The 22,774-nt window shown below is 70.6% G+C and carries 14 protein-coding genes; 10 read left to right on the forward strand and 4 right to left on the reverse strand.

The annotated features are described in order from the left end of the window. Positions 1–18: 18 nt before the first annotated feature. Positions 19–1,866 (reverse strand): dihydroxy-acid dehydratase, encoded by a 1,848-nt coding sequence (gene ilvD / locus WH85_RS15075; protein ID WP_083449014.1) that lies wholly within the window; start codon positions 1,864–1,866, stop codon positions 19–21. Positions 1,867–1,967: 101 nt separating this feature from the next. On the opposite strand from ilvD, the gene WH85_RS15080 reads away from it, so the two are divergent. The 5 genes from WH85_RS15080 (at position 1,968) to serA (ending at position 10,580) form a co-directional block, all read left to right on the forward strand. Beyond that, positions 1,968–4,322, forward strand: coding sequence for a putative bifunctional diguanylate cyclase/phosphodiesterase (locus tag WH85_RS15080; protein WP_342669793.1), 2,355 nt, complete (start codon positions 1,968–1,970; stop codon positions 4,320–4,322). A 143-nt stretch (positions 4,323–4,465) separates the two neighbouring features. Then, positions 4,466–6,295: an acetolactate synthase large subunit gene (locus WH85_RS15085; protein ID WP_045742481.1), complete on the forward strand. Its 1,830-nt coding sequence runs from the start codon at positions 4,466–4,468 to the stop codon at positions 6,293–6,295. Further along, entirely contained in the window at positions 6,295–6,816 is a 522-nt protein-coding gene (gene ilvN, locus WH85_RS15090) for an acetolactate synthase small subunit (protein WP_045742482.1), read from the forward strand. The genes WH85_RS15085 and ilvN overlap by 1 nt, the downstream gene beginning before the upstream one ends. Positions 6,817–6,865: 49 nt before the next feature. Continuing rightward, positions 6,866–7,879 (forward strand): ketol-acid reductoisomerase, encoded by a 1,014-nt coding sequence (ilvC, locus tag WH85_RS15095; RefSeq protein ID WP_045742483.1) that lies wholly within the window; start codon positions 6,866–6,868, stop codon positions 7,877–7,879. Positions 7,880–8,981: 1,102 nt separating this feature from the next. Continuing rightward, the gene (gene serA, locus WH85_RS15100) at positions 8,982–10,580 is read left to right on the forward strand and encodes a phosphoglycerate dehydrogenase (RefSeq protein WP_045742484.1); all 1,599 of its coding nucleotides are present in this window, start codon (positions 8,982–8,984) and stop codon (positions 10,578–10,580) included. Positions 10,581–10,584: 4 nt separating this feature from the next. On the opposite strand, the gene WH85_RS15105 is transcribed toward serA, so the two are convergent. Both WH85_RS15105 and WH85_RS15110 read right to left on the reverse strand, forming a co-directional pair. Beyond that, positions 10,585–10,947, reverse strand: coding sequence for a hypothetical protein (locus tag WH85_RS15105; protein ID WP_045742485.1), 363 nt, complete (start codon positions 10,945–10,947; stop codon positions 10,585–10,587). Positions 10,948–11,055: 108 nt separating this feature from the next. After that, positions 11,056–12,960: a hypothetical protein gene (locus tag WH85_RS15110; protein WP_045742486.1), complete on the reverse strand. Its 1,905-nt coding sequence runs from the start codon at positions 12,958–12,960 to the stop codon at positions 11,056–11,058. 252 nt (positions 12,961–13,212) lie between these two features. On the opposite strand from WH85_RS15110, the gene WH85_RS15115 reads away from it, so the two are divergent. The 5 genes from WH85_RS15115 (at position 13,213) to WH85_RS15135 (ending at position 21,601) form a co-directional block, all read left to right on the forward strand. Further along, positions 13,213–14,289: a hypothetical protein gene (locus tag WH85_RS15115; RefSeq protein WP_052720469.1), complete on the forward strand. Its 1,077-nt coding sequence runs from the start codon at positions 13,213–13,215 to the stop codon at positions 14,287–14,289. Positions 14,290–14,362: 73 nt separating this feature from the next. Further along, on the forward strand, positions 14,363–18,070 hold the full coding sequence (locus WH85_RS15120; protein ID WP_157411005.1) for an ALF repeat-containing protein: 3,708 nt from the start codon (positions 14,363–14,365) through the stop codon (positions 18,068–18,070). Between the two features lie 14 nt (positions 18,071–18,084). Continuing rightward, a complete protein-coding gene (locus WH85_RS15125) occupies positions 18,085–18,825 on the forward strand; it encodes a barstar family protein (protein WP_157411006.1) in 741 nt (246 codons plus the stop codon). A 324-nt stretch (positions 18,826–19,149) separates the two neighbouring features. Next, positions 19,150–20,175, forward strand: coding sequence for a 3-isopropylmalate dehydrogenase (locus tag WH85_RS15130; protein ID WP_211275366.1), 1,026 nt, complete (start codon positions 19,150–19,152; stop codon positions 20,173–20,175). 328 nt (positions 20,176–20,503) lie between these two features. After that, positions 20,504–21,601 carry a branched-chain amino acid aminotransferase gene (locus WH85_RS15135; protein ID WP_045742489.1) on the forward strand — a complete coding sequence of 366 codons (1,098 nt, stop codon included), beginning with the start codon at positions 20,504–20,506 and terminating at the stop codon, positions 21,599–21,601. A 173-nt stretch (positions 21,602–21,774) separates the two neighbouring features. On the opposite strand, the gene WH85_RS15140 is transcribed toward WH85_RS15135, so the two are convergent. After that, a complete protein-coding gene (locus WH85_RS15140) occupies positions 21,775–22,518 on the reverse strand; it encodes a tyrosine-protein phosphatase (RefSeq protein ID WP_045742490.1) in 744 nt (247 codons plus the stop codon). Positions 22,519–22,774 lie beyond the last annotated feature (256 nt).

The raw sequence follows: 22,774 nt of genomic DNA on the forward strand, positions 1-22,774 counted from the left end.
CCTGCGGGGGATCGGTGGCTACTCCGGGACGTTGCGGTAGGCGCCGTCGCTCGCGCTCGTGGCCATCGAGGCGTAGGCGCGCAGAGCCGCCGACACCGGCCGATCCCGGTCGACCGGGCTGTACGGCTTGGCGCGACGCTCCTGCTCGTGCCGGCGCTGGGCCAGCACCTCGTCGTGCACGTTCAGGGTGATGCTGCGGCCCGGGATGTCGATGATGATCTCGTCGCCGGTCTCGACCAGGGCGATCAGGCCGCCGCCGGCCGCCTCGGGGGAGACGTGGCCGATGGACAGGCCGGACGTGCCGCCGGAGAAGCGGCCGTCGGTGATCAGCGCGCACGCCTTGCCCAGGCCGCGGCCCTTGAGGAAGGACGTCGGGTAGAGCATCTCCTGCATGCCCGGACCGCCCTTGGGGCCCTCGTAGCGGATGATCACCACGTCGCCGGCCACCACCTGCTTGCCGAGGATGCCGGAGACCGCGTCGTCCTGGGACTCGAAGACCCGGGCCGGGCCGGTGAACTTCCAGATCGACTCGTCGACGCCGGCGGTCTTGACCACGCAGCCGTCCGGGGCGAGGTTGCCGAAGAGGATCGCCAGGCCGCCGTCGACCGTGTACGCGTGCTCGATCGACCGGATGCAGCCCTCGACCGCGTCGGTGTCCAGTTTCGCCCAGCGGTTGGTGGTGCTGAACGGCTCGGTGGTGCGCACCCCGCCCGGTGCGGCGTGGAACAGCTCCAGCGCCTCGGGCGACGGGTTCTCCGCACGGATGTCCCACTTGCTCAGCCAGCTGTCCAGGTCGGGCGAGTGGACCGAGCGGACGTCGGTCTTCAGCACCCCGCCCCGGTGGAGCTCGCCGAGCAGGGCGGGGATGCCGCCGGCCCGGTGCACGTCCTCCATGTGGTACTTCGGGCTGTTCGGCGCGACCTTGGACAGGCAGGGCACCCGGCGCGAGATGGCGTCGATGTCCGAGACGCTGAAGTCGAGCCCCGCCTCACGGGCGGCGGCCAGCAGGTGCAGCACCGTGTTGGTGGAGCCGCCCATCGCGACGTCCAGGGCCACCGCGTTCTCGAAGGCGCTCTGGTTGGCGATCTCGCGGGGCAGGACCGAGGTGTCGTCCTTCTCGTAGTAGTCCCGGGCGATCTCCACGATCAGCCGCCCGGCCTCCTCGAACAGCGCCTTGCGCGACGCGTGCGTGGCCAGCGTCGAGCCGTTGCCGGGCAGCGACAGGCCGATCGCCTCGGTCAGGCAGTTCATCGAGTTGGCGGTGAACATGCCGGAGCAGGAGCCGCAGGTCGGGCAGGCCGACCGCTCGATGGTGTCCAGCTGGGCGTCGGTGACCGCGTCGTTGGCGGCGGCACTCATCGCGTCGACCAGGTCGAGCTTCTCGTGCACGATCCCCTCGATGGCGACCGTCTTGCCGGCCTCCATCGGGCCGCCGGAGACGAAGACGGTCGGGATGTTGAGCCGCAGTGCGGCGATCAGCATGCCGGGGGTGATCTTGTCGCAGTTCGAGATGCAGACCAGGGCGTCGGCGCAGTGGGCGTTGACCATGTATTCGACGGCGTCGGCGATCAGCTCGCGGCTGGGCAGCGAGTAGAGCATGCCGGCGTGGCCCATGGCGATGCCGTCGTCCACGGCGATGGTGTTGAACTCGCGCCCGACGCCGCCCGCCTCGGCGATCGAATCGGCGACGAGGCCACCGAGGTCCTTGAGGTGGACATGTCCCGGTACGAACTGGGTGTAACTGTTGGCGATCGCGACGATCGGCTTGCCGAAATCGTCGTCCGTCATACCGGTGGCGCGCCACAGGGCGCGTGCGCCGGCCATGGTGCGACCGTGTGTCGAGGTCCGGGAGCGCAGCTCAGGCATTTCTCCATACTGCCACCGGCCAGGGCGGAGACGGCCCGGGACGTCCACAGCGCGGGACGGCGGGGGTGTCGGAATCGACGGAGATCCGGCAAAGTGTGTCCGTGCACTCACCGTCCGGTATGGAGCTGGCCGGTCTCGTCTGCCTGCTCGTCGCCGTGCCGGCGGTGGCCTACCTGGGGCAGTCCGGTCGCCGGCACACCGGCGCGGCCCGCCGGGCACACCTGCTGCTGGCCGCCGGTGGCGCGGTGACCACCGCCGCAGCCCTGGCCGGGCTGGCCAGCGCGCTGCTGAGCGGTCATCACGACGATCCCGGGCACGCGAAGACGCTGGCCACCGCGGTCGCGATCGGTATGGCCTCCGGCACGTTCACGCTGCTGGCCGGCACGGTGGTGCTGCCAGGCGCGACCCGCGGGCCGGCCGCCGCCCTGCGGCACGTGCTCGACGGACTGGTGATCGCCGCGGCGATCTGGTTCGTCGGCTGGGTGCTGATCTCGCGTCCCACCCGTGTCCTGGGGGACGCCACCCCGGAACGATGCCTGGCCATCCTCCTCCCGGCGGTGCTGGTGGTCCTGTCGCTGGGCCTGACCGCCGTCCTGGGCCTGCACGCGCACCGGCCACGCCGCAACACCGTCCGGGTGGGTGCCGGGGTGAGCGTGGTGGCCGTCGCCGCCGCATGGCTGTCCACCGGGATCTGCCGGCAGGACGAGCTGTTCGCGCTGGGCAGCGTGCTGCTCCTGACGACCGGTCTGATCACGGTGGCGTACGCGGTACGCGCCGCCGACCGTCCGGTCCAGGCCACCGGTGACGTGCTGGAACGTGGCGGCGGTTACGTCGTCGTCCCGATGCTCGCCGTCCTCGCCGCGCTCGGCTACCACCTGGCCCGCGGCGGCGCCGTGGACGTGCTCGGCTACTTCGGCGCCAGCGTCGAGGGCCTGGCCCTGGTCGCCCGGCAGTACCTCGCTCTCGCCGACGTCCGGCGCTACACCGTGCAGCTGCGGCAGCGGGAGGCGCACTTCCGCGAGCTGGCGCACACCGACCCGTTGACCGGCCTGGCCAACCGGCGCGGACTGCAGCAGGCGCTGCGCGTGACCGGCGACACCGCGGCCCTGATCGGCATCGACATGGACGGCTTCAAGACCGTCAACGACATGCGCGGGCACGACGTGGGCGACGCGGTGCTGGCCGAGGTGGGCGACCGCCTGCGGCGCAACCTGCTGGCCGGGGACGTGGCGGCGCGTCTCGGCGGCGACGAGTTCGCGGTCCTGATGCACGGTGACGCGGACGAGGCCGTGCTGGCGGCGCACCGGCTGCTGGCGGTGCTCGGGGAGCCGTACGAGGTCGACGGCACCTCGATCTTCCTGTCCGCGAGCGTGGGCGTGGCCGACACCGGTGAGCTGCTGCACGACGCGGACCTCGCGCTGCGGTACGCCAAGCAGCGCGGCAAGAACCGGGTGGAGCGCTACCAGCCCGGCTACGACGAGTTGCTGCGACGCCGCGGCACCCTGGAGGGCGAGCTGCGCCACGCCATCGATCGCGGGCAGCTGCGCCTGGTGTTCCAGCCGGTGGTGGCGCTGCCGTCGATGCGGCCGGTCGGCGCCGAGGCGCTGCTCCGCTGGACCCATCCGGAGCTGGGCGCGGTCCGCCCGGACGAGTTCATCCCGGTCGCCGAGGAGTCCGGGCTGATCAACCGGATCGGCGCGTGGGTGCTGGAGCAGGCCTGCCGCCAGCTCGCCGAGTGGCTCGCGCAGGGGCACGACGTGTGGGTGTCGGTGAACCTGTCGCCCAAGGAGCTGCACAACGCGGACTACGCCGGTCAGGTCGCCGACGTGCTGGCCGGGTACGACGTACCCCCGCAGCGCCTGGTCCTGGAGGTGACCGAGCATGCCGTGGCCACCGACATGGAGGAGTTGGTCGGCCGGCTCGCCGAGCTGCGCGGGACCGGGGTGCGCATCGCGCTCGACGACTTCGGCGCGGGCTACTCGTCGCTGACCCAGCTGCGTACGCTCCCGGTCGACATCCTCAAGATCGATCACGCGCTGGTGGCCGAGCCGGAGTCGCGGACCGGCACCGCCGCGCCGCTCGTCGACGTGGTGGTCCGGCTCGGGCACCGGCTGGGTCTGGAGGTGCTCGCCGAGGGCATCGGCACCCCGGCGCAGCGGGCGGTCGTCGAGGAGGCCGGCTGCCGTCTCGGGCAGGGCTCACTGTTCGGCTGGGGAGTGCCCGCCGAGCACTTCGAGACGCGGCTGCGGTCGCTGCGCCCGGCGGGGCCGCGACCGGTCCCGGCACCGCGGAGCAGCCCGCCGAACGACGCACCCGCGCGAAGTCAGGTGGTACGCCTCGGACCCGGAATGCGGCAGGTCAGGGCCCTGTTGCCGAGCGATCCGGACTTCGCCGCCCCGACCGGTGATCAAAATGTGGGATCAGTTGACTCAGGGCGTGAGATCGGGCAAGGTTAGTCGCATGTGCTTCGCGTCCCGAGTACTTATCTGAGCGCACCCTCCTGAGAGATAGGAGAGTGCGCTAGGTCCCGTGCATCGCACGAGGACCTTTTTTGTTGCTCAAGTACCGGACCCGACCAACCCGAAAAGGTCTGAATGCCATGACGAGACCCACTCCCGAAACGCTCGCCCATCGAGTCACTCCGGCCACCGTCGCGGCGGCTGTGAACCACGCCCCCGCCGTAGTGGCCCCGGTCGCCACCACCGGTGCCGGCGCGCTCGTCCGGTCGCTCGAGGCGCTCGGGGTCGAGGTCCTCTTCGGCATTCCCGGCGGGACGATCCTCCCGGCGTACGACCCGCTGTTCGACTCCAAGGTGCGGCACATCCTGGTCCGGCACGAGCAGGGCGCGGGTCACGCCGCCACCGGTTACGCGCAGGCCACCGGCAAGGTCGGCGTCTGCATGGCCACCAGCGGGCCGGGTGCGACGAACCTGGTGACCGCGATCGCCGACGCGTACATGGACTCGGTGCCGATCGTGGCGATCACCGGTCAGGTGTCGCGTGCGTCGATCGGGACGGACGCCTTCCAGGAGGCGGACATCCAGGGCATCACGCTGCCGATCACCAAGCACAACTTCCTGGTGCAGACCCCGGAGGAGCTGCCCCGGATCCTGGCCGAGGCGTTCCACCTGGCGGCCACCGGCCGGCCCGGCCCGGTCCTGGTCGACATCCCCAAGGACGTGCAGCAGTCGCCGACCACCTTCCAGTGGCCGCCGACGCTCGACCTGCCGGGTTACCGCCCCACCCTGCACCCGCACGGCAAGCAGATCCGTGAGGCGGCCCGTCTGATCGCCGCGGCCAAGCGCCCGGTGCTGTACGTGGGTGGCGGCGTCCTCAAGGCCGGAGCCACCGACGGCCTGCGCAAGCTGGCCGAGACGACCGGCATCCCGGTGGTCACCACGCTGATGGCGCTCGGCGCGTTCCCCGACTCGCACCCGCAGCACCTGGGCATGCCCGGCATGCACGGCACGGTCCCCGCGGTGTATGCGCTGCAGAAGGCCGACCTGCTGATCACCCTGGGCGCCCGTTTCGACGACCGGGTCACCGGCAAGCTGGACTCGTTCGCCCCGGACGCCAAGGTCGTGCACGCCGACATCGACCCGGCCGAGATCGGCAAGAACCGGCACGCCGACGTCCCGATCGTGGGCGATGCTCGGCACGTCATCGACGAGCTGATCGCCGCGGTGTCCGCCGACGCCACCGGTACCGAGCGGTACGAGCCGTGGTGGAACACCCTCAACGAGCTGAACCGGCGGTACCCGCTGGGCTACGAGGAGCCGACCGACGGCACCCTCGCCCCGCAGTACGTGATCGAGCGGATCGGCCAGCTGGTCGGGCCGGACGCGATCTACTGCGCGGGTGTCGGCCAGCACCAGATGTGGGCGTCCCAGTTCATCAAGTTCGAGAAGCCGGCCACCTGGCTCAACTCGGGTGGTGCGGGCACGATGGGCTACGCGGTTCCGGCCGCGATGGGCGCCAAGGTCGGCCGGCCGGACACCCAGGTGTGGGCGATCGACGGCGACGGCTGCTTCCAGATGACGAACCAGGAGCTGGCCACCTGCGCCCTGGAGGGCATCCCGGTCAAGATCGCCGTGATCAACAACGGCAACCTGGGCATGGTCCGGCAGTGGCAGACCCTGTTCTACGAGGGCCGCTACTCCAACACCGAGCTGGGCACGCACAAGCACCGTATCCCGGACTTCGTGAAGCTGGCCGAGGCGCTCGGCTGTGTCGGTCTGCGCTGCGAGTCGAAGGCCGACGTCGACAAGATCATCAAGCAGGCCATGGAGATCAACGACGCACCGGTGGTCATCGACTTCACGGTCGGCAAGGACGCCATGGTGTGGCCGATGGTCGCGGCCGGCACCAGCAACGACGAGATCATGTTCGCCCGGGACGTGCGTCCCGCCTTCGACGAGGACGATCTGTGATGAGCGCCAACCAACACACGCTGAGCGTGCTGGTCGAGAACAAGCCAGGTGTGCTGGCCCGGGTCAGCGGCCTGTTCTCCCGGCGCAGCTTCAACATCGACTCCCTTGCGGTGGGCGAGACGGAGAACCCGGACGTCTCCCGCATCACGATCGTGGTCAACGCCGACTCCTCACCGCTGGAGCAGGTCACCAAACAGCTCAACAAGCTGGTCAACGTCCTGAAGATCGTGGAACTGGACCCGGCCCAGTCGGTCCAGCGCGAGCTCCTGCTGGTCAAGGTGCGCGCCGATCGGGCGCAGCGCAGCCAGGTGCTCGAGACCGTCGAGCTGTTCCGGGCCCGGGTGATCGACGTCGCTCCGGACACCCTGACGATCGAGGCCACCGGTAATCCCGACAAACTGGATGCGTTGCTGCGCGACCTCGAGCCGTACGGCATCAAGGAGATGGTGCAGTCGGGTCTCGTGGCCATCGGCCGCGGTTCCCGCTCCATCACCACGGGCCCCGCGTTACGCGCCGCCTGAACCAGCGCAGCCTGATCTTACGAAGTAAGCCCGAGAGAAGAAGGAAGTCATGACCGCGGAAGTGTTCTACGACGGCGACGCCGACCTGTCCATCATCCAGGGCAAGAAGGTCGCCGTGATCGGCTACGGCAGCCAGGGCCACGCCCACTCGCTGTCGCTGCGCGACTCGGGCGTCGACGTGGTGGTCGGCCTGCAGGAGGGCTCCAAGAGCCGGGCGAAGGCCGAGGAGCAGGGCCTGACCGTGAAGACCCCGGCCGAGGCCTCCGCCTGGGCCGACGTGATCATGGTGTTGGCGCCGGACACCGCCCAGCGCAAGATCTACGCCGAGTCGATCGCGCCGAACCTGACCGCCGGCAAGGCGATCTTCTTCGGTCACGGCCTGAACATCCGCTTCGAGCTGATCAAGCCGCCGGCCGACGTGACCATCGCCATGGTCGCCCCGAAGGGCCCGGGCCACCTGGTCCGCCGCCAGTACGTGGACGGCAAGGGCGTGCCCGCCCTGATCGCGATCGAGCAGGACCCGGACGGCAACGGCCAGGCCCTCGCCCTCTCCTACGCGAAGGCGATCGGCGGCACCCGCGCCGGCGTCATCAAGACCACCTTCAAGGAGGAGACCGAGACCGACCTCTTCGGCGAGCAGGCCGTCCTCTGCGGCGGCACCGCCGCCCTGGTGCAGACCGGTTTCGAGGTGCTCACCGAGGCCGGTTACGCCCCGGAGATCGCGTACTTCGAGTGCCTCCACGAGCTGAAGCTGATCGTGGACCTGATGTACGAGGGCGGCATCTCCCGGATGCGCTACAGCATCTCGGACACCGCCGAGTTCGGCGACTACGTCTCCGGCCCGCGCGTGATCAACGCCGGCGTCAAGGAGGAGATGAAGAAGATCCTCGCCGACATCCAGTCGGGTGCCTTCACCAAGCACCTCATCGAGGACGACGAGAACGGCGGCCCCGAGCTGAAGAAGCTCCGCGAGGAGGGCGCTCAGCACCCGATCGAGGTCACCGGCAAGAAGCTGCGCGACATGATGAGCTGGGTCGACCGCCCGATCACCGAGACCGCCTGATCTACGCAACTCAGAAGATGCCCGGTGAAAGCCGGGCATCTTCTGTCTCCCGCCCTTTCTAAGATCAAATTCAGGTCGTAGCGGGGTGGTGGGCACAGACCGTCGCTCCCGCCGAGGGCCCGGCGTGCCGAGCTGGCCGCTGACGCGTCCAGAACGCTCGGCCCACCGGGCGACGTGCGTGAGCGGTTACGCTCTCAACCGCCGGATCAGTCGTTCGAGCTGATCGGCCGGGTGTCGGGGTTCGTTGGCGCCCCCGCACGGGGTGGTGGTTGAACTCAAAGCCGGTTGTGGGTCCGTTGGCGGCCTCGGGCAGGCGCTGGTTGAACCCACGGCTCGTTGCGCGTGCGCCCGTCACCTCTTGACATGTTTCGTGGTCAGGGTGCGAAGCCCGTCCGCGTGGTGATTACGGGCGTGCTGGACGCCCCAAGTCACCACACCGGTGGGGGTGTGGTGAATACGGGTGGTCAGCGCGCCCGAAGTCACCACGCAGGCAGACCCTGACGGCGAAAGGTGTCCAGTGAGGGCCGTGGGTGTATGCGTCCTCGCCTCAGCATTTCCGCCGTGCCTGCCGGGGTCGTGTCGGCCAGATCCGTGCCTGCCGAGTCGTGCCCGCAGGAGCCGTGTCCGACGGCTGAAGGCCCTCGGCCGTAGACCACGGCTCCCAGCTCTCGGCAAAACCGCCACGGACGACGGCTGAGCCAGCCGAGCCGTCGTCCGCGGCTGTCCACGAGGCGAAGTTCAGCCGTCAGCGACGGCCCGGGGTTGCCCGGCCGGTGTCCACGGTCGTGTTCGGCTCGAAGATGGACCATGGACGGCGGCTGGGCGGCCCGAGCCGTCGGCTGTGGTTGACCGGATGGCGAAACTCAACCGTGGACGCCGGCGTAGCCGTCGTCCACGGTTGTCGGCCTGCACCTTACAGCTGACAGCGGAGCCGGGCAGGTCGAGCAGTGGCGCGACGATCAGCGGCGGCAACCGGCGGTGACGATCAGCGGTGATCGGCGGCGGTAACGGCGGGACGCCACCCGGCTGTAGTCGTCTGGTGTGCGCGCGGTAATGCGGCGTAACATTCGGGGCCGTCGATGCCGACCGGTTGGAGGGTCTCATGACTCCCGTCGTCCTGGTGACCGAGGAACTGGCCCCGTCCGCTCTCGAGGTGCTCGCCACCGACTTCGAGGTGCGGCACGCCGACGGCGGAGACCGGGCGGCACTGCTCGCGGCCATCGCCGGCGCGGACGCGGTGATCGTCCGCAGCGTCACCCGGATCGACGCGGAGGCGCTGGCCGCGGCGACCCGGCTGCGGGTGGTGGCGCGGGCCGGTGTCGGGCTGGACAACGTCGACGTGCCGGCGGCCACCGCCCGGGGTGTCCTGGTGGTGAACGCGCCCACCAGCAACATCGTGTCGGCGGCCGAACAGGCGGTGGCCCTGCTGCTGGCGGTGGCCCGGCACACCGCGACGGCGAGCGCGACGCTCAAGGCGGGCGCCTGGCGGCGTTCCGCGTTCACCGGGGTCGAGGTGGAGGGCAAGACCGTCGGCGTGGTCGGGCTGGGGCGCATCGGTGTCCTCTTCGCGCAGCGCATGGCCGCCTTCGGGGTACGCCTGATCGCCTACGACCCCTACGTGCAGCCGGCCCGGGCGGCGCAGCTGGGGGTGCGACTGGTCAGCCTGGAGGAGTTGCTGCGGGAGAGCGACTTCGTCTCGGTGCATCTTCCGCGTACCCCGGAGACCGTGGGCCTGATCGGGGAGAAGGAACTGGACCTGGTCAAACCGGGGGTGCGGATCGTCAACGCGGCCCGTGGCGGGCTGGTCGACGAGCGGGCACTCGCGGACGCGCTTGCCGACGGGCGGGTGGCGGGCGCCGGACTGGACGTCTACGAGACCGAGCCGTGCACCGCGTCGCCGCTGTTCGGCTTCGACACCGTGGTCGCCACGCCGCATCTGGGCGCGTCGACCGCCGAGGCGCAGGACAAGGCCGGTCTGGCGGTGGCGCGCAGTGTCCGGCTGGCGTTGCGCGGCGAGTTCGTCCCGGACGCGGTGAACGTGCGGGCCGGTGTCGCGGTCGACGAGGCGGTCCGCCCGATGCTCCCGCTCGCCGAGAAGCTGGGCCGGGTGTTCACCGCGGTGGCCGGTGGGGTCGCCGCCCGGATCACCGTCGAGGTCCGCGGTCCGATCAGCACACACGAGGTCGGCGTCCTCGAGCTGGCCGTGATGAAGGGTTTGTTCGCCCCGGTCGTCGCCGAGGCGGTCACCTACGTGAACGTGACCCGGCTGGCCGCCGAGCGCGGCGTCGAGGTCGAGCTGACCGCGGCGGCCGACGCCGGCGAGCAGACCGACCTGATCACGGTACGCGGAGCGCTGCCGGACGGCCGGACGGTCGGTGTCGCCGGGACCGTGGTGACCTCCGGCAGTCACGACGACGCGAAGTTGGTGGCCGTCGACGGCTACGAGCTGGACCTGGCACCGGACGGGGTGCTGATCTTCTTCCGCTACCGGGACCGTCCCGGTGTGGTCGGCACGATCGGCACGATGCTGGGCCGGTCCGGGGTGAACATCGCGGCGATGAAGGTGGCCCGCCGCGCGGCCGGCGGCGAGGCTCTGATGGTGCTGACGGTCGACTCGGCGGTCGACGCCGATCTGCTGGCCACGGTCGCCGGCGAGATCGGCGCGTCCCAGGTCGCGGCCGTCGATCTGCGGTCCGAGTGACGGGTCAGCGGATGCGCACCGGCGGCGGATAGACGGAGCCGTCCTGCAGGTCCAGCAGGTTCAGGTCGAGGTCACCGGCGAGGCGTTCGATGGTCTCCAGGACCGCGTCCGGGCAGCCCTCGTCGAGTCGCATCCAGATGTGGTCGGCGGCGGTGTGCAGGGGCACGGTGGCCCACGGTGAGGCGGATTCGGCGACGCGCGGTCCCCGGTCCGGATAGTGACTGGTCAGCGCGTCGTAGAAGGCCACGACGCGGGGATCGGCCGGCCGCTGCGGATGCTCGCCGCGGGCACAGCGCGCGTTGGCCTCGTGCACTGCGTCGGGAACGGCCGTCGGGGGCATGGCCCACACCACAAGGTCGAAACTCACCGGCGCATGGTGCCATCACCCCTGGTGTCCTCCGTGGACCAGGCGACCGACACGCGGAACAACACGGGTGGCGGCTCCCCGGTAGCGGGAGCCACCACCCGTTGCCGATCAGGCCGTCGGCGGCGGCGTCGGCTGCACCGTCCACTGTGTTGCCGCGAGCGCGCCTTCCTTGACCAGCGCGATCCGGTCCTGGTTCACCACGATCGTCCGGTCGCCGTCGATGGCGAACTGCTGGATGTCGTTGCGCTGGGTCACGAAGGTCGTGGTGATCGCGCCTTCCTTGACCCGGACGGCGCCGGCGGCGGTGAGGACGCCGACCCGGTCGGCGGCGACGTCGATCTTCTGGACGTTGACGTGCATCCGCACCCACTCGCCGGTGATCACCGAGCCGTCCAGGGCGAAGGACGTGTCGGCGCTGTTGAGCACGCCGACCCGGTTGGCGGCGAGGTCGAACTGCTTGACGTCGGACCGGATGTCGTGCCAGAGGGCGGTGTCGTACGGGCCCTGCTTGATCTCGAGGTGACCGGCCGAGTTGAGCACGCCGATCCGGGCGCTGGTCATGGCGAAGGTCTTGGCGTCGCGGTGGATCGAGAGCAGGCTCGTGCTGAGTCCGCCCTCCTTGACCCGGACGACGTTGTCCTCGGTGAGCAGGCCGACCCGCTGCCCGGCCAGGGCGATCTGCTTGATCTTGTCGAACTGGCGGACCCAGCTCGCGTTGAGGGCGCCCTCCTTGACGTACGCGATGTTGTCCCGGGTCAGGATGCCGATCCGGTCGCCGTCGAGGACGAGCTGCTTGGTGCGCGGGTACAACTTGACCCAGGCGCCGCCCAGTGCACCCTCCTTGACGTACGAGGTGCCGTCGGTGGTGATGACGCCGATCCGGTCACCGGAGACCGCGACGGCGGTGACGTCCAGGCCCACCTGGAACTGGCCGGTCCGCAGGAACGTGGAGACGGCGTCGGCGTTGCCGGCCAGCGCGGTGCGCCCGGCCGCGGCCAGGCTGAGGCGCTTGGCCTTGACCGCCCGGTCGATGACGCCCTGGAGTTCCTTGCGCTCGGCCGCTTCCAGCGCGGCCAGGGCGATCGCGATGTCACGGTCACGGGCCTGGTGGATGCCGGTCGTGATGAACGCCGCCCAGACCGCCGGGTCGAGGCTGCGCGCCGCGGACACCGCCGCTGCCTGCACCTCGGTGCCGGCCGCGGTGAAGTTCCAGACGGTGACGATGAAGTCCCGGTCCGGCAGGTTGAGGAGTTCGTCGGTGACCGGCAGCAGGATCCGGTTGGCGGCGAACCGCTTGGCGGCCTTGGCCAGCTCGGCCGCCTTCTCCGCCTCGGTCTTCGCGGCGTCGGCGGCGATCCGGTCGTCGGTGTCCTGGCGGGCGGCCTCGGCCAGGCCGGTGGCGATGAACGCCTCCTGCGCGGCGGGGGTGCCGGTCCGCGCGGCGGCGGCCGCGGCCTTGACCTTCGGCCACTTCGCGTCCTCGGCGACCCGTTCCCAGATCAGCCGGATGAAGTCGGTGTCGCTGCCGGACAGCAGCGTGGCGTCGGCGACCACGTCGATGCTCGCCGCGGCCGCGGTACGCGCCAGGTCACTGGCCCGCTTCGCCTCGGTGGCCTGCCGCTCCCGGGCGATGTCCCGGTCGAAGGCGGCGAACACCTCGGTCAGGATGAAGTCCGAGCTCGCCTGGTCGGCGTCCTCCGGCGCGGCGCTGAACGCGATCTCCGCCGCGAGCCGGACCTCGGCGTGGGCCGGCTTGTCCTTGACGTGGTTCCAGATCGCGATCACGAAGTCGCGGTCGGCCAGCTCGAGCAACGTGTAGTCGTCGCCGAGACCGAATTTGACGGCGACCGCGAGCTTCTCGTCGTACTCCGCGGCGGCGAGGATCGCGGCCGAAGTGGCCGGTGCGGCGGGTGCCGCGTACGCCACGGCCGGTGCGGCGGTGGTGATCGCCACCGCGGCCAGGCCGGCGGCGAGGAGCCGCCGGATCGTGGATGCATCGATGGTGTTTGGCATCAAGCCGATTCCCCCGTGTGCAGCTGGTTAACGGAGCGTGTCCTAAAAGGGCCAAGTCGATCGTGACCAAAAGGGACGCTGCCGCAAGCTAGCTCGGACGATTACGCATAGGCAAGCTTTGTTTACTGTGGCGGATCACTCACCGTAGCGTTTCGGCTGGTCACAGGTTCAGAAACGGTAGCGAGACATGCGCCGCGTTCCACGTCGTCGATATTCATGATTCGATCGCCGTCGACGATTACGGGGGAATCGATGAAACGCAGAGCTCTGCTCTCGACGGCCGTGGCAACGGCCCTGCTCGCATTTTCGGTACCCGGTCCGGCGGTAGCGGCGGGTCTGCCGACGGCGGCCGCGGCCACCGACCTGATGTCCGAACAGGAAGAGGCGGAACGGGTCTTCGTCCGCTGGGTCTCGGCGAACGACCCGCGCCCGGCGGTCCGCAGCGCGGCCCGGTCGGCACTGCTCTCCAGCAGCGGCGCGACGGCGATCACCACCTTCCTGCTGACCGGCTACGACACGGCGATCACGCGCGCCGAACAGACCCGGACACGCCAGTACGACTACACCGAGCGGATGGTCGCCACCCACGCCGCCCAGTACTACCCGCGGGTCAACGCGGCGGGCCGCCGGGCGCTGGTGGGCACCGACGCGGAACTCGCCGAGTTCGCGACCACCGGCTACACCGCCGCGCTGGCCCTGGACCGCCAGGGCATCGCCGACGACCGCCACCGGGCCGACCTGATCGCCGGCGAGGATCACGCCTTCGTCACCGGGCTGAGCGAGGACGACCCCGGACCGCAGGTACGAGCCTGGGCCGGTCGCGCCGTCGCCCCCGGAACGACCGCCGCCGACGTCGCCGAGTTCCTCAGTTACGGCTGGGTCAGCGCCGCCGGCCTGGACCTGCAGACCCACCGCCGGCAGGCCGCCGACGCCGACCGGCAGTGGCTGTCGCAGACCCGCCGGCTGGTGGTCGAGGCGCAGGCCGCCGAACAGGCCGCACGGGAAGCCGCAGCCGAGGCGCAGGCGCAGGCCCGGGCCGCCGCGGCCCGCGCCTGGAACGTCGTCGGCACGCAGACCGGCTCGCCCCGCGTCGCCTGGGCGGACGCCGAACAGGTCGCCCTGCGGCAGGCCGAGAGCTGGCTCCAGATCGCCGCCGTCGCGGCCGCCGCGACCAGCCCCAACTGGCTGAACATCGCCGGCACCGCGGCCGGCACCCGCGACGAGTGGCTGGCCGAACAGCAGAACGCCGCCGCGCAGGCCGCCACCTGGGCGGCGCTGTACCAGCAGGCCCTGGCCGCCGAAGCGGCACTGACCGACCCCGTCGGCTGAAGCCGATCTCCCCCATCCGCGCGCCCCGGTGAGGGCGCGCGGCGATGACGTCTGCGATGGGACGACTGTGATTGTGAAGCGAATACGCGCCGGGTTGACGGTGTCGCTCGCCGCCCTGGTGCTCGGCACCACCCTGCACGCGCCCCCTGCCCTGGCCGCCGAACCGGAACCGGCCGCGGCCGCGGCCGGCGAGATCGTGATCCCGCCGCTGGTCACCGAAGAGTGGAACGGCACCACCGGGGTCAGCGCCCTGGACGAACGGTGGCGCAAGGCCGTCGCCGACGTCGCCGAGTTCACCGCCGAGCCGGAGATCCGCGACGCCGCCCTGGCCGCCCTCGCCACCGGCGATCCGGCGATCATCCAGAAGTTCGCCATGGTCGACAAACCGGCCCTGGACAAGCAGGTCGCGGCCCGCAAGAAGAAGGAAGCCGCCGACAACCTGGCCGCGATCAAGGCGCTCAAGGGCACCGGCGGCGCCTACTTCAACGCCGAGGTCGACCGGGTCCTGGCCGGCACCGACAGCGACCGGGCGGCGTTCCTCGCGTACGGCGCGGACATCGCCCGCGACCGCGACGCTAAAGTCACCGCGGACGCCACAGAACGGGCCGCCACCCTGCGCGAACGGGTCCGCCTGGTGGCCGCGGCCGCCCCCGCCGAGTCCCAGGTCCGGAAAGCGGCCGAGGCCGCCCTGGCCGGCGACGACGCCGCGATCACCGCGTTCCTGGCCACCGGTTACCTGACCGCGGCCCGCGCCGACGCGGCCGAACGCGAGCAGTACCTGAAAGACCTCGAGGAGCGGAACAAAGCCGCCGAGGAACTCACCGAGCTGGCGGTCAAGGCCCAGCGCGCCTCCGCGGCCCGCACCCGCCTCCTGGCCGCACACGGCGACGGCGTCCGCGCCCTGCAACGGGCGTCGAACTCGATGGCCGGCGCGGCGAACGCCGCCCGGCACGCCCAGCGCGTCCTGGCCGGCAGCGGCACCGTGGCGGCCAAGGCCACCGAGTTGAACGCCGCGAAGTCCCAGACCGCGAACGCGCTCACCGCGGCCCGCAACGCCGCTGAGGAGGCACGCGTCTCGGCCGCGATAGCCACCACCTCCTCCGACGAGCTGATCGAGATCGGCCTCGAATACGGCGCCGAATGGTCGCTGATCGCCCAGGGCATGAGCGAGGCCTCGACCGCCGCGGTCGGCGCGACGCAGACGGCGGCGTACGCCATCGACGCCACCATCGCGACCAACAACGCCCAGGGCGCCCAGGCACAGGCCGAGGCCCACGCCGCGCAGGCCATCAAGTGGCGCGAGCACGCCGAGGAACACGCCAAGGCAGCCGCGAAGCTGGCCGCGGCGGCGGAGAAGCAGGCGAAGGCGGCGAAGACCGCGGCCGCGCGGACGAGGAAGGCCCGCGCGGAGGCGGAGGCGGCCGAGGCGAAGGCCTGGGCCGAGGCGGAGAAGACCCGTCAGCACCGGTTGGAGGCCGAGGCGCAGGCCGCGGAGGCGAAGCGCCAGCGCCAGATCGCCGAGGCGGAACGCCAGAACGCCGCCCGCCACCGCGCCGAGGCAGAGCAGCAGGCCGCCATCGCCCGCGACGCCCGCGCCAACGCCGACGCCCAGGCCGCCATCGCGGCCACTGCCTCCCAGCGTGCGGGGACCGCCAACGACAACGCGGCTGCGGCGGACACCAAGGCTTGGGAGAAGGAGAACGAGGCGGGCAAGGCCCGGGACAAGGCGCTCCAGGCGGAACGGGACCGGCAGACCGCCGAGGCGAAGCTACAGGCCGGAAACGCTCTCGTGGCGAAGGCCGACAGCGAGGAGGCCCGGGACGAGGCACAGGCCTTCGCGACCGAGGCCAAGAGTGAGTACGCGACGGCGAACAGCGCGGCCGGCTCGGCGCGGGCGTCCGCGAACACGGCTACCGGCGCGGCCGCCAACGCACGTGCTGCGGCGACTCAGGCGCAGCAGGCCGCTGATCGGGCCTGGGCTGCTGCGGAGAAGGCGCAAGCCGCAGCCGCTGCCGCAGACGCGGCAGCGGATCAGGCCGAAGCCTCGGCCAGGGCCACCCATGCTGCCCGGCTGCGCGCGGACTCGAAGGCTGCCGAAGCGACCGCGCAACAGGCCAAGGCGGCGCAGGCGGCCACTGCGGCAGTGCAGCTCGCGAACCAGGCCGCCGAGGAGGCGATCCGTTCGCTGTGGGCAGCGGACCGTACCCGGAAGGAGGCCGAGGCGGCGTCTACCGAGGCGGTTGCTGCCGCGGCTCAGGCCGAGATGGCCATCCGAGCGGCCGCGGCCGCGTCGACGTCGTCGGCGGGGATCGCTGACCCGCACGACACGGCGTTGGCGGTGGTGTCGCCGTTCACCGGCGCCGACATCGACGCTGATTTCGTTCAGCTGGTCGCGGAGCAGGCCAAGAGCATCGGCGAGGAACAGGCTGCGGCAGCCCGGGCACGTGCCGCGGAGGCGCTGACCGCGGCGAGCAAGGCGCAGGCGGCTGCCGATCGGGCCGCCGCCCAGGTGAAGCCGGCGTACGAGGCGGCGGCGCGGGCAGCCCGGTCGGCAGCCGACGCTGCGCAGTCGGCTGCCGAGGCGAAGAAGTCCGCGGCGGAAGCCGCCGTGGACGGTGCCGCGGCCCGAGAGGCCGCAGCCGGAGCGGGCCGTGCCGACGCGCAGGCACGTGCCGATGCGGTTGCGGCGCGGAACGCGGCGAACGAGGCGGCGAACGACGCCGCGATCGCGGGTCGTAGCGCGCAACAGGCCCAAGGGGACGCTGATGCGGCGAACAAGGCCGCGACCTCCGCGGAGAACGACGCGGCTGCGGCTCGCGGCGCAGCTGACCGGGCGGCCGCTGATGCTGCTCGCGCGAAGACGTATGCGGACAGCGCGCAGGAGCATGCGGACAGCGCGGCCGAGGCCGCCAGCAACGCCATGCAACACGCCATCGATGCTCAGCAGGCCTACGAGCGGGCCGAGGCCGACGAGCGGGAACGGATTGCGGCGGCGCTCAAGGGTGACGATCCGAGTCCGGGCGACGAGGGGGACATCCTCAGCGAGCTGACCGATCTGGAGCGCCAGGAGTACGAGCAGGCGAAGCGAGACGCCGCCCTGGACCTCAAGGAGTTTCTCCGGAACGAGGGCCTTGACGAGCTCGAGGACGCCCTCATCGGCGAACTCAAGGAGTGCGCGACCGATCCTGGTTGGGCTGCCTGCTTCTGGGCCGCGGTGAACATCATCCCGTGGAGCAAGCTGCTGAAGATCAAGAAGATCTGGACGCTGTACGACAAGTACAAGAAGTTCGTCGACAAGGTCCAGGGCGCCGCCAAGCACAAGAAGGACCTGCGGGACAAGGCGCACAAGCGTAAGAAGGACCGCGAGGACCGGGAGAGCTGCCAGAGCACTTCCTCGAAGTCCGGCGCTCGTGTCGGCGGTGCGGCGTTCGTGTCCCCGCTGAACCCGGCCGGTGGCAGTGTCGAGTATCAGCAGGCGGCCTTCGCTGTTCAGGCAGCCAAGAACGAGGACACTCCGGCGTGGGCCAAGGCCGCGATCGCACTGATCAAGGCGGGGCAGGGCACGCCGCGGATGACCGGAAGCGATCAGACGCTGTACCAGGGCCGTGAGTCGGCGAGGCATCTGGCCAAATGGGGACCTCGAGCCGGCTTCAGCGGTTCGCCCGAGTGGGAGGTGCCGGGCAAGAACGACCAGCACCGGATCGTCGGCCCGAACGCCTTCGGCGAATACGGGTGGACCACGAACCACTACATCAAGATCAATGTGGCGGAGGGATGCTGAGAGAGGAGCCGGCCATGGGCTCGGTGCGGTTCGCGATCCGGCTGCCGGAGGACGGCCTTCGATTCATCGAGGCCGAGGACCTGGAGGGTTTCTTTGTCGGGCGATACAGCTTCGACGACTTCGGGGCGCTGCTCGACAGCGACGACCCGGAGATCACCTTCCGGCTGCTGGAGCCGTCGCCCCCGGCGTTCGACGCCGACCGGCTCGGTGACATCGAGGTTCTCGTTTTGGATGCCGACGGTGCGGTAGCGGGGTCCTACTCGTTCTGGGGCGCGCGGGTGGACACGGAATTCTGGAGGATCTCGGCGCGTGCGCAGTTGCCACCCCACGTCGAGGCGGGGAATCTGTGGCGCCGCCCGGCACCCCGTCGCGCGGGGGAGTGGACGAACATCCCGGTCGGTCTCCGGGAGGGCTGGGTCGAGGTGGCGATGCTTCGCGACGCGGCGGGTCCGGGGCCCTCGAAGGTGGCCGTGCCCGCTGGTGAGGTCGTTCTGGAGGGCGCGCACATCGAGGACGTCGCGAGTTTCTTCTGTGCGGTCGGCGAGGCGTTTCGCGGACCGGGAGGATACGCCGGGATGGGCTACACGGCACTGGCGGAATTCCTGGCGGCCGCGTCCTCGGGGCAGGAGATCCGGCTGCTTTGGAAGGATATGGAGGTGGCCGAATCGATCGGCGGTGTCGACGGAGAAACCTTCCCACTCGAGGCGATGGTGCGCACCTTCGCCGAGGCGAACGTCGTAGTGACTCCCGGGTAACCCGGGCCGATGTCGGATCGGCGGCCGACACGCGGGCGCGGCGCCTTGCGTGCTGTCTGCCGGGGTCGCTAGCTTTGTCCGTGCCGCGCGTTCCGGGTGGGCCTGTCTTCGGGTGATGGTGCCTGGTTCGGGGCGTGTGGCTGTGTATCCGGCGGGACCGAATCCACGAGTACTCGTCGCAACAACCCCCGTGACCGTTTGCCGCGGTCCGGGGGTTGTTCGCATCCGGGGTATTTCATCTGGTGAGACTGGCGTACCGAAGATCGGGAAGCGGTATTAGCCTGGTCAGCGGTTGCAACAGAGCTTGGGGGAGTCGACGTGAGCGTGGCGCGGATCGCGGTGGTGGCCGGCGACGGCATCGGGACCGAGGTGACCGCCCAGGCTCGCAAGGTTGTCGACGCGGTCCTCCCCGGCGTCGACTACAACGAGTATGACCTGGGCGCCCGCCTCTACAACCGCACCGGCGAGGTTCTGCCGGCTTCGGTGCAGACGGAGCTGGCCGGGCACGACGCGATCCTGCTGGGCGCGATCGGTGACCCGAGTGTGCCGCCGGGCGTGCTGGAGCGGGGCCTGCTGCTGAAGCTGCGCTTCGACTTCGACCAATACGTGAACCTGCGCCCCTCGAAGCTGTGGCCGGGCACCACCAGTCCGCTGGCCGGGCTCAAGCCGGGCGAGATCGACATGGTCGTGGTCCGGGAGGGCACCGAGGGCCTCTACGTCGGCGCCGGCGGCGTCCTGCACAAGGACACCCCCGCCGAGATCGCGACCGAGGAGAGCCTGAACACGCGGCACGGCGTCGAGCGGGTCATCCGGGACGCGTTCGCGCGGGCCGAGCGCCGCGACCGCAAGCACCTGACGCTGGTGCACAAGACCAACGTGCTCACCCACGCGGGCGGTCTGTGGGCCCGCGCCTTCGCCGCCGTCGCGGCGGAACACCCCGACGTCACCACCGAATACCAGCACATCGACGCCGCCAGCATGTTCCTGGTGTCGAACCCGCAGCGGTATGACGTGATCGTGACCGACAACCTCTTCGGTGACATCCTCACCGACATCGCCGCTGCCGTCACCGGTGGCATCGGCATGGCGGCCAGCGGTTCCGTCAACCCCGAGCGGAAATACCCGTCGACCTTCGAGCCGGTGCACGGCTCCGCGCCGGACATCGCCGGCCAGGGCATCGCCGACCCGGCCGCCGCCATCCTGTCCGCCGCCCTCCTGCTGGAGCACCTGGGCCGGCACGACGAGGCCCGGCGAGTAACCGAGGCGGTCGCGGCCGAGGTCGCGTCCCGGGCTCCGGGCGCGCCGCTGCGCACCGCCGACGTCGGCGACCGGGTCGCCGCCGCGCTCTGAGCGATCGAGCAGAACGCACGGTCCTGAGCGATCAGGTAGAAGACACGGTAGAAGGCAGAAGGCACGATCTGCTGCGAGCACGCCCACGAAAGCGTGCCGGGCGATCCGAGCGAACCTGTCTGAGAAAGAACAGCGACGCTGCGCCGAGCGCACGGCCCCGCACACCGAGCGGGCCGAGCGCCGGCGAGCGCCCCTTCCACGGCCTGCGGGAGAACCCCGCGGGCCGACTCACCGGCGGCCATTGTCCGATGGGCCGTTCGGGGTAGATTCATGGGCACTCCGGGTGCCCTTCCCCATGCGTGAAATACAGAAAGCAGGTCTGTTTGCCATGAGCGGTGGTGACAACCTCGAATTCGAGATCCGTCCGAATCCGGCGCCCGTCGGCGACGACGAGCGCGCGGCGCTCCTCGCGAACCCCGGGTTCGGTCGGATCTTCACCGACCACATGGTCACGATCCGTTACGCCGACGGCAAGGGGTGGTACGACGCCCGCGTCGAGGCCCGCGCGCCGATCCCGATGGACCCGGCGAGTGCCGTGCTGCACTACGCGCAGGAGATCTTCGAGGGGCTGAAGGCGTACACGCTGCCGGACGGCGGTGTCGCGATGTTCCGCCCGGACGCCAACGCGGCCCGGTTCAACGAGTCGGCCGCCCGGATGGCCATGCCGCCGCTGCCGGTGGAGACGTTCCTCCAGTCGCTGCGGGAGATCATCGAGATCGACCGGGGCTGGATCCCGCCGGGCGAGGAGGGCAGCCTCTACCTGCGGCCGTTCGCCTACGCCAGCGAGGTGTTCCTCGGCGTCCGCCCGGCCACCGAATACCTCTACCTGGTCATCGCGTCGCCGGTCGGGCCGTATTTCTCCGGTGGCGTCAAGCCGGTGTCGATCTGGGCGTCGCCGGACTTCACCCGCGCCGCTCCCGGGGGCACCGGCGCGGCCAAGTGCGGCGGCAACTACGCGGCCGGTCTGTCGGCGCAGGCCGAGGCCGCTGAGCACGGCTGCGACCAGGTGGTCTACCTGGACGCCGTCGAGCGTAAGTACATCGACGAGCTCGGCGGGATGAACGTGTTCCTGGTCCTCGACGACGGTTCCCTGGTGACGCCGCCGCTGACCGGCACGATCCTGCCGGGCATCACCCGCGACTCGGTGATCACGCTGGCGCGTCAGGCCGGCCGGACCGTCGAGGAGCGGCAGATCAGCCTGGACGAGTGGCGTGACGGTGCCGCCTCCGGCCGGGTCCGTGAGGCGTTCGCCTGCGGCACCGCCGCGGTGATCACCCCGATCGGCACGATCAAGAGCTTGGACGGCGAGTTCACCGTCGGCGACGGCGGCTCCGGCGAGATCACGATGGCGATCCGCAAGCAGCTGGTCGACATCCAGCGGGGCCGCGCCGAGGACGTCAACGGCTGGGTGCACAAGGTTCTGTGAGACCCGAGTGGGCCGGTCACGCTCCTTTGGGGGTACGCGTGACCGGCGCACTTTCTTCACCCGTACCGCCACTGGCGCACCTTTGACGCGCGCCGCCACTGGCGCACTTTTTCACGCGCACTGCCACGAGTGCGCTTTTCCCGCGTACCCCCGGAAGAGGGTGAGGGGGACGCTCAGCTCTCCAGGAGATGGGCGCGCATCGTGGTGATCTCGTCGTCGGTGAGACCGATCTCGCGCACGTAATTTTCCACCGAACCGTGCAGGGCGCGCAGGTCGGTCAGGAACATGTTCATCGCCTCGGGCGGCGAGTCGAACATGTGCTCGTTGCCGAGGACCGCCTCCGGGTTGGTCTCCAGCAGGTGTCTCGTGAGTGGGCGCATGGCTTCGGTGGTCAGCGCGTAATCCGCGGCGATCACGTCGTCGGGCACACCGAGCAGGGAGAGTGCCAGCGCGCAGACCGTGCCGGTGCGGTCCTTGCCGGCCATGCAGTGCACCACGACCGGTCCCGCGGCGGGGTCGGCGATCAGCCGCAGCGAGTCGAGGAGCGCCTCCCGGCCGTCCTCGGCGAAGTTGAGGTAGCGGTCGGCGAGCCAGCGTTCGTGGACGATGTCGTCGGAGTGCTCGATCTCCTCCCAGTCGACGTGGTGCAGCACCAGGTTGCGGTAGTCCACGCCGTAGGCCTCGGACACCCGGCCGAACTTCTCCACCTCGTGCGGGCGACGGAGATCGATGACCGTGCGGACTCCGAGGGCGCTGAACGCCACCGCGTCGTCCTCGTTGAGCCGGTGCAGCGCGTCCGACCGGAACAGCCGGCGCCAGCGGACGGTCCGGCCGTCGAGCCCGGAGTATCCGCCCACGTCGCGGAAGTTGTACGCCTTCGCGAAGGGCAGGTTTCGTGAATACGATTCGGCAACCACGCTGCCAACCTATCCTCCGGGGCCGAGCACCGGCCCCGGAGAACGGGCGTCACCGAGTGGGATCGGCCACCCCGGGCGCGTCTCAAGTTGTGGATTTCCGGTCCCATTCCGCACCGTGCGTGGCATGCTTCATCCCGTGACCCACTCCGTGCTGATTATTCGCACTTAGCGCGCCGGCTGACCTCTCGCCGACGCGCAGACCTCCCGCATCCGCGGGGGGTCTTTTTGTTGTGGGTCAACGACTGAAAGGACTTCC

The organism is Actinoplanes rectilineatus (assembly GCF_000962825.1).
In the GTDB taxonomy this organism is placed as follows: Bacteria; Actinomycetota; Actinomycetes; order Mycobacteriales; family Micromonosporaceae; genus Actinoplanes; species Actinoplanes rectilineatus.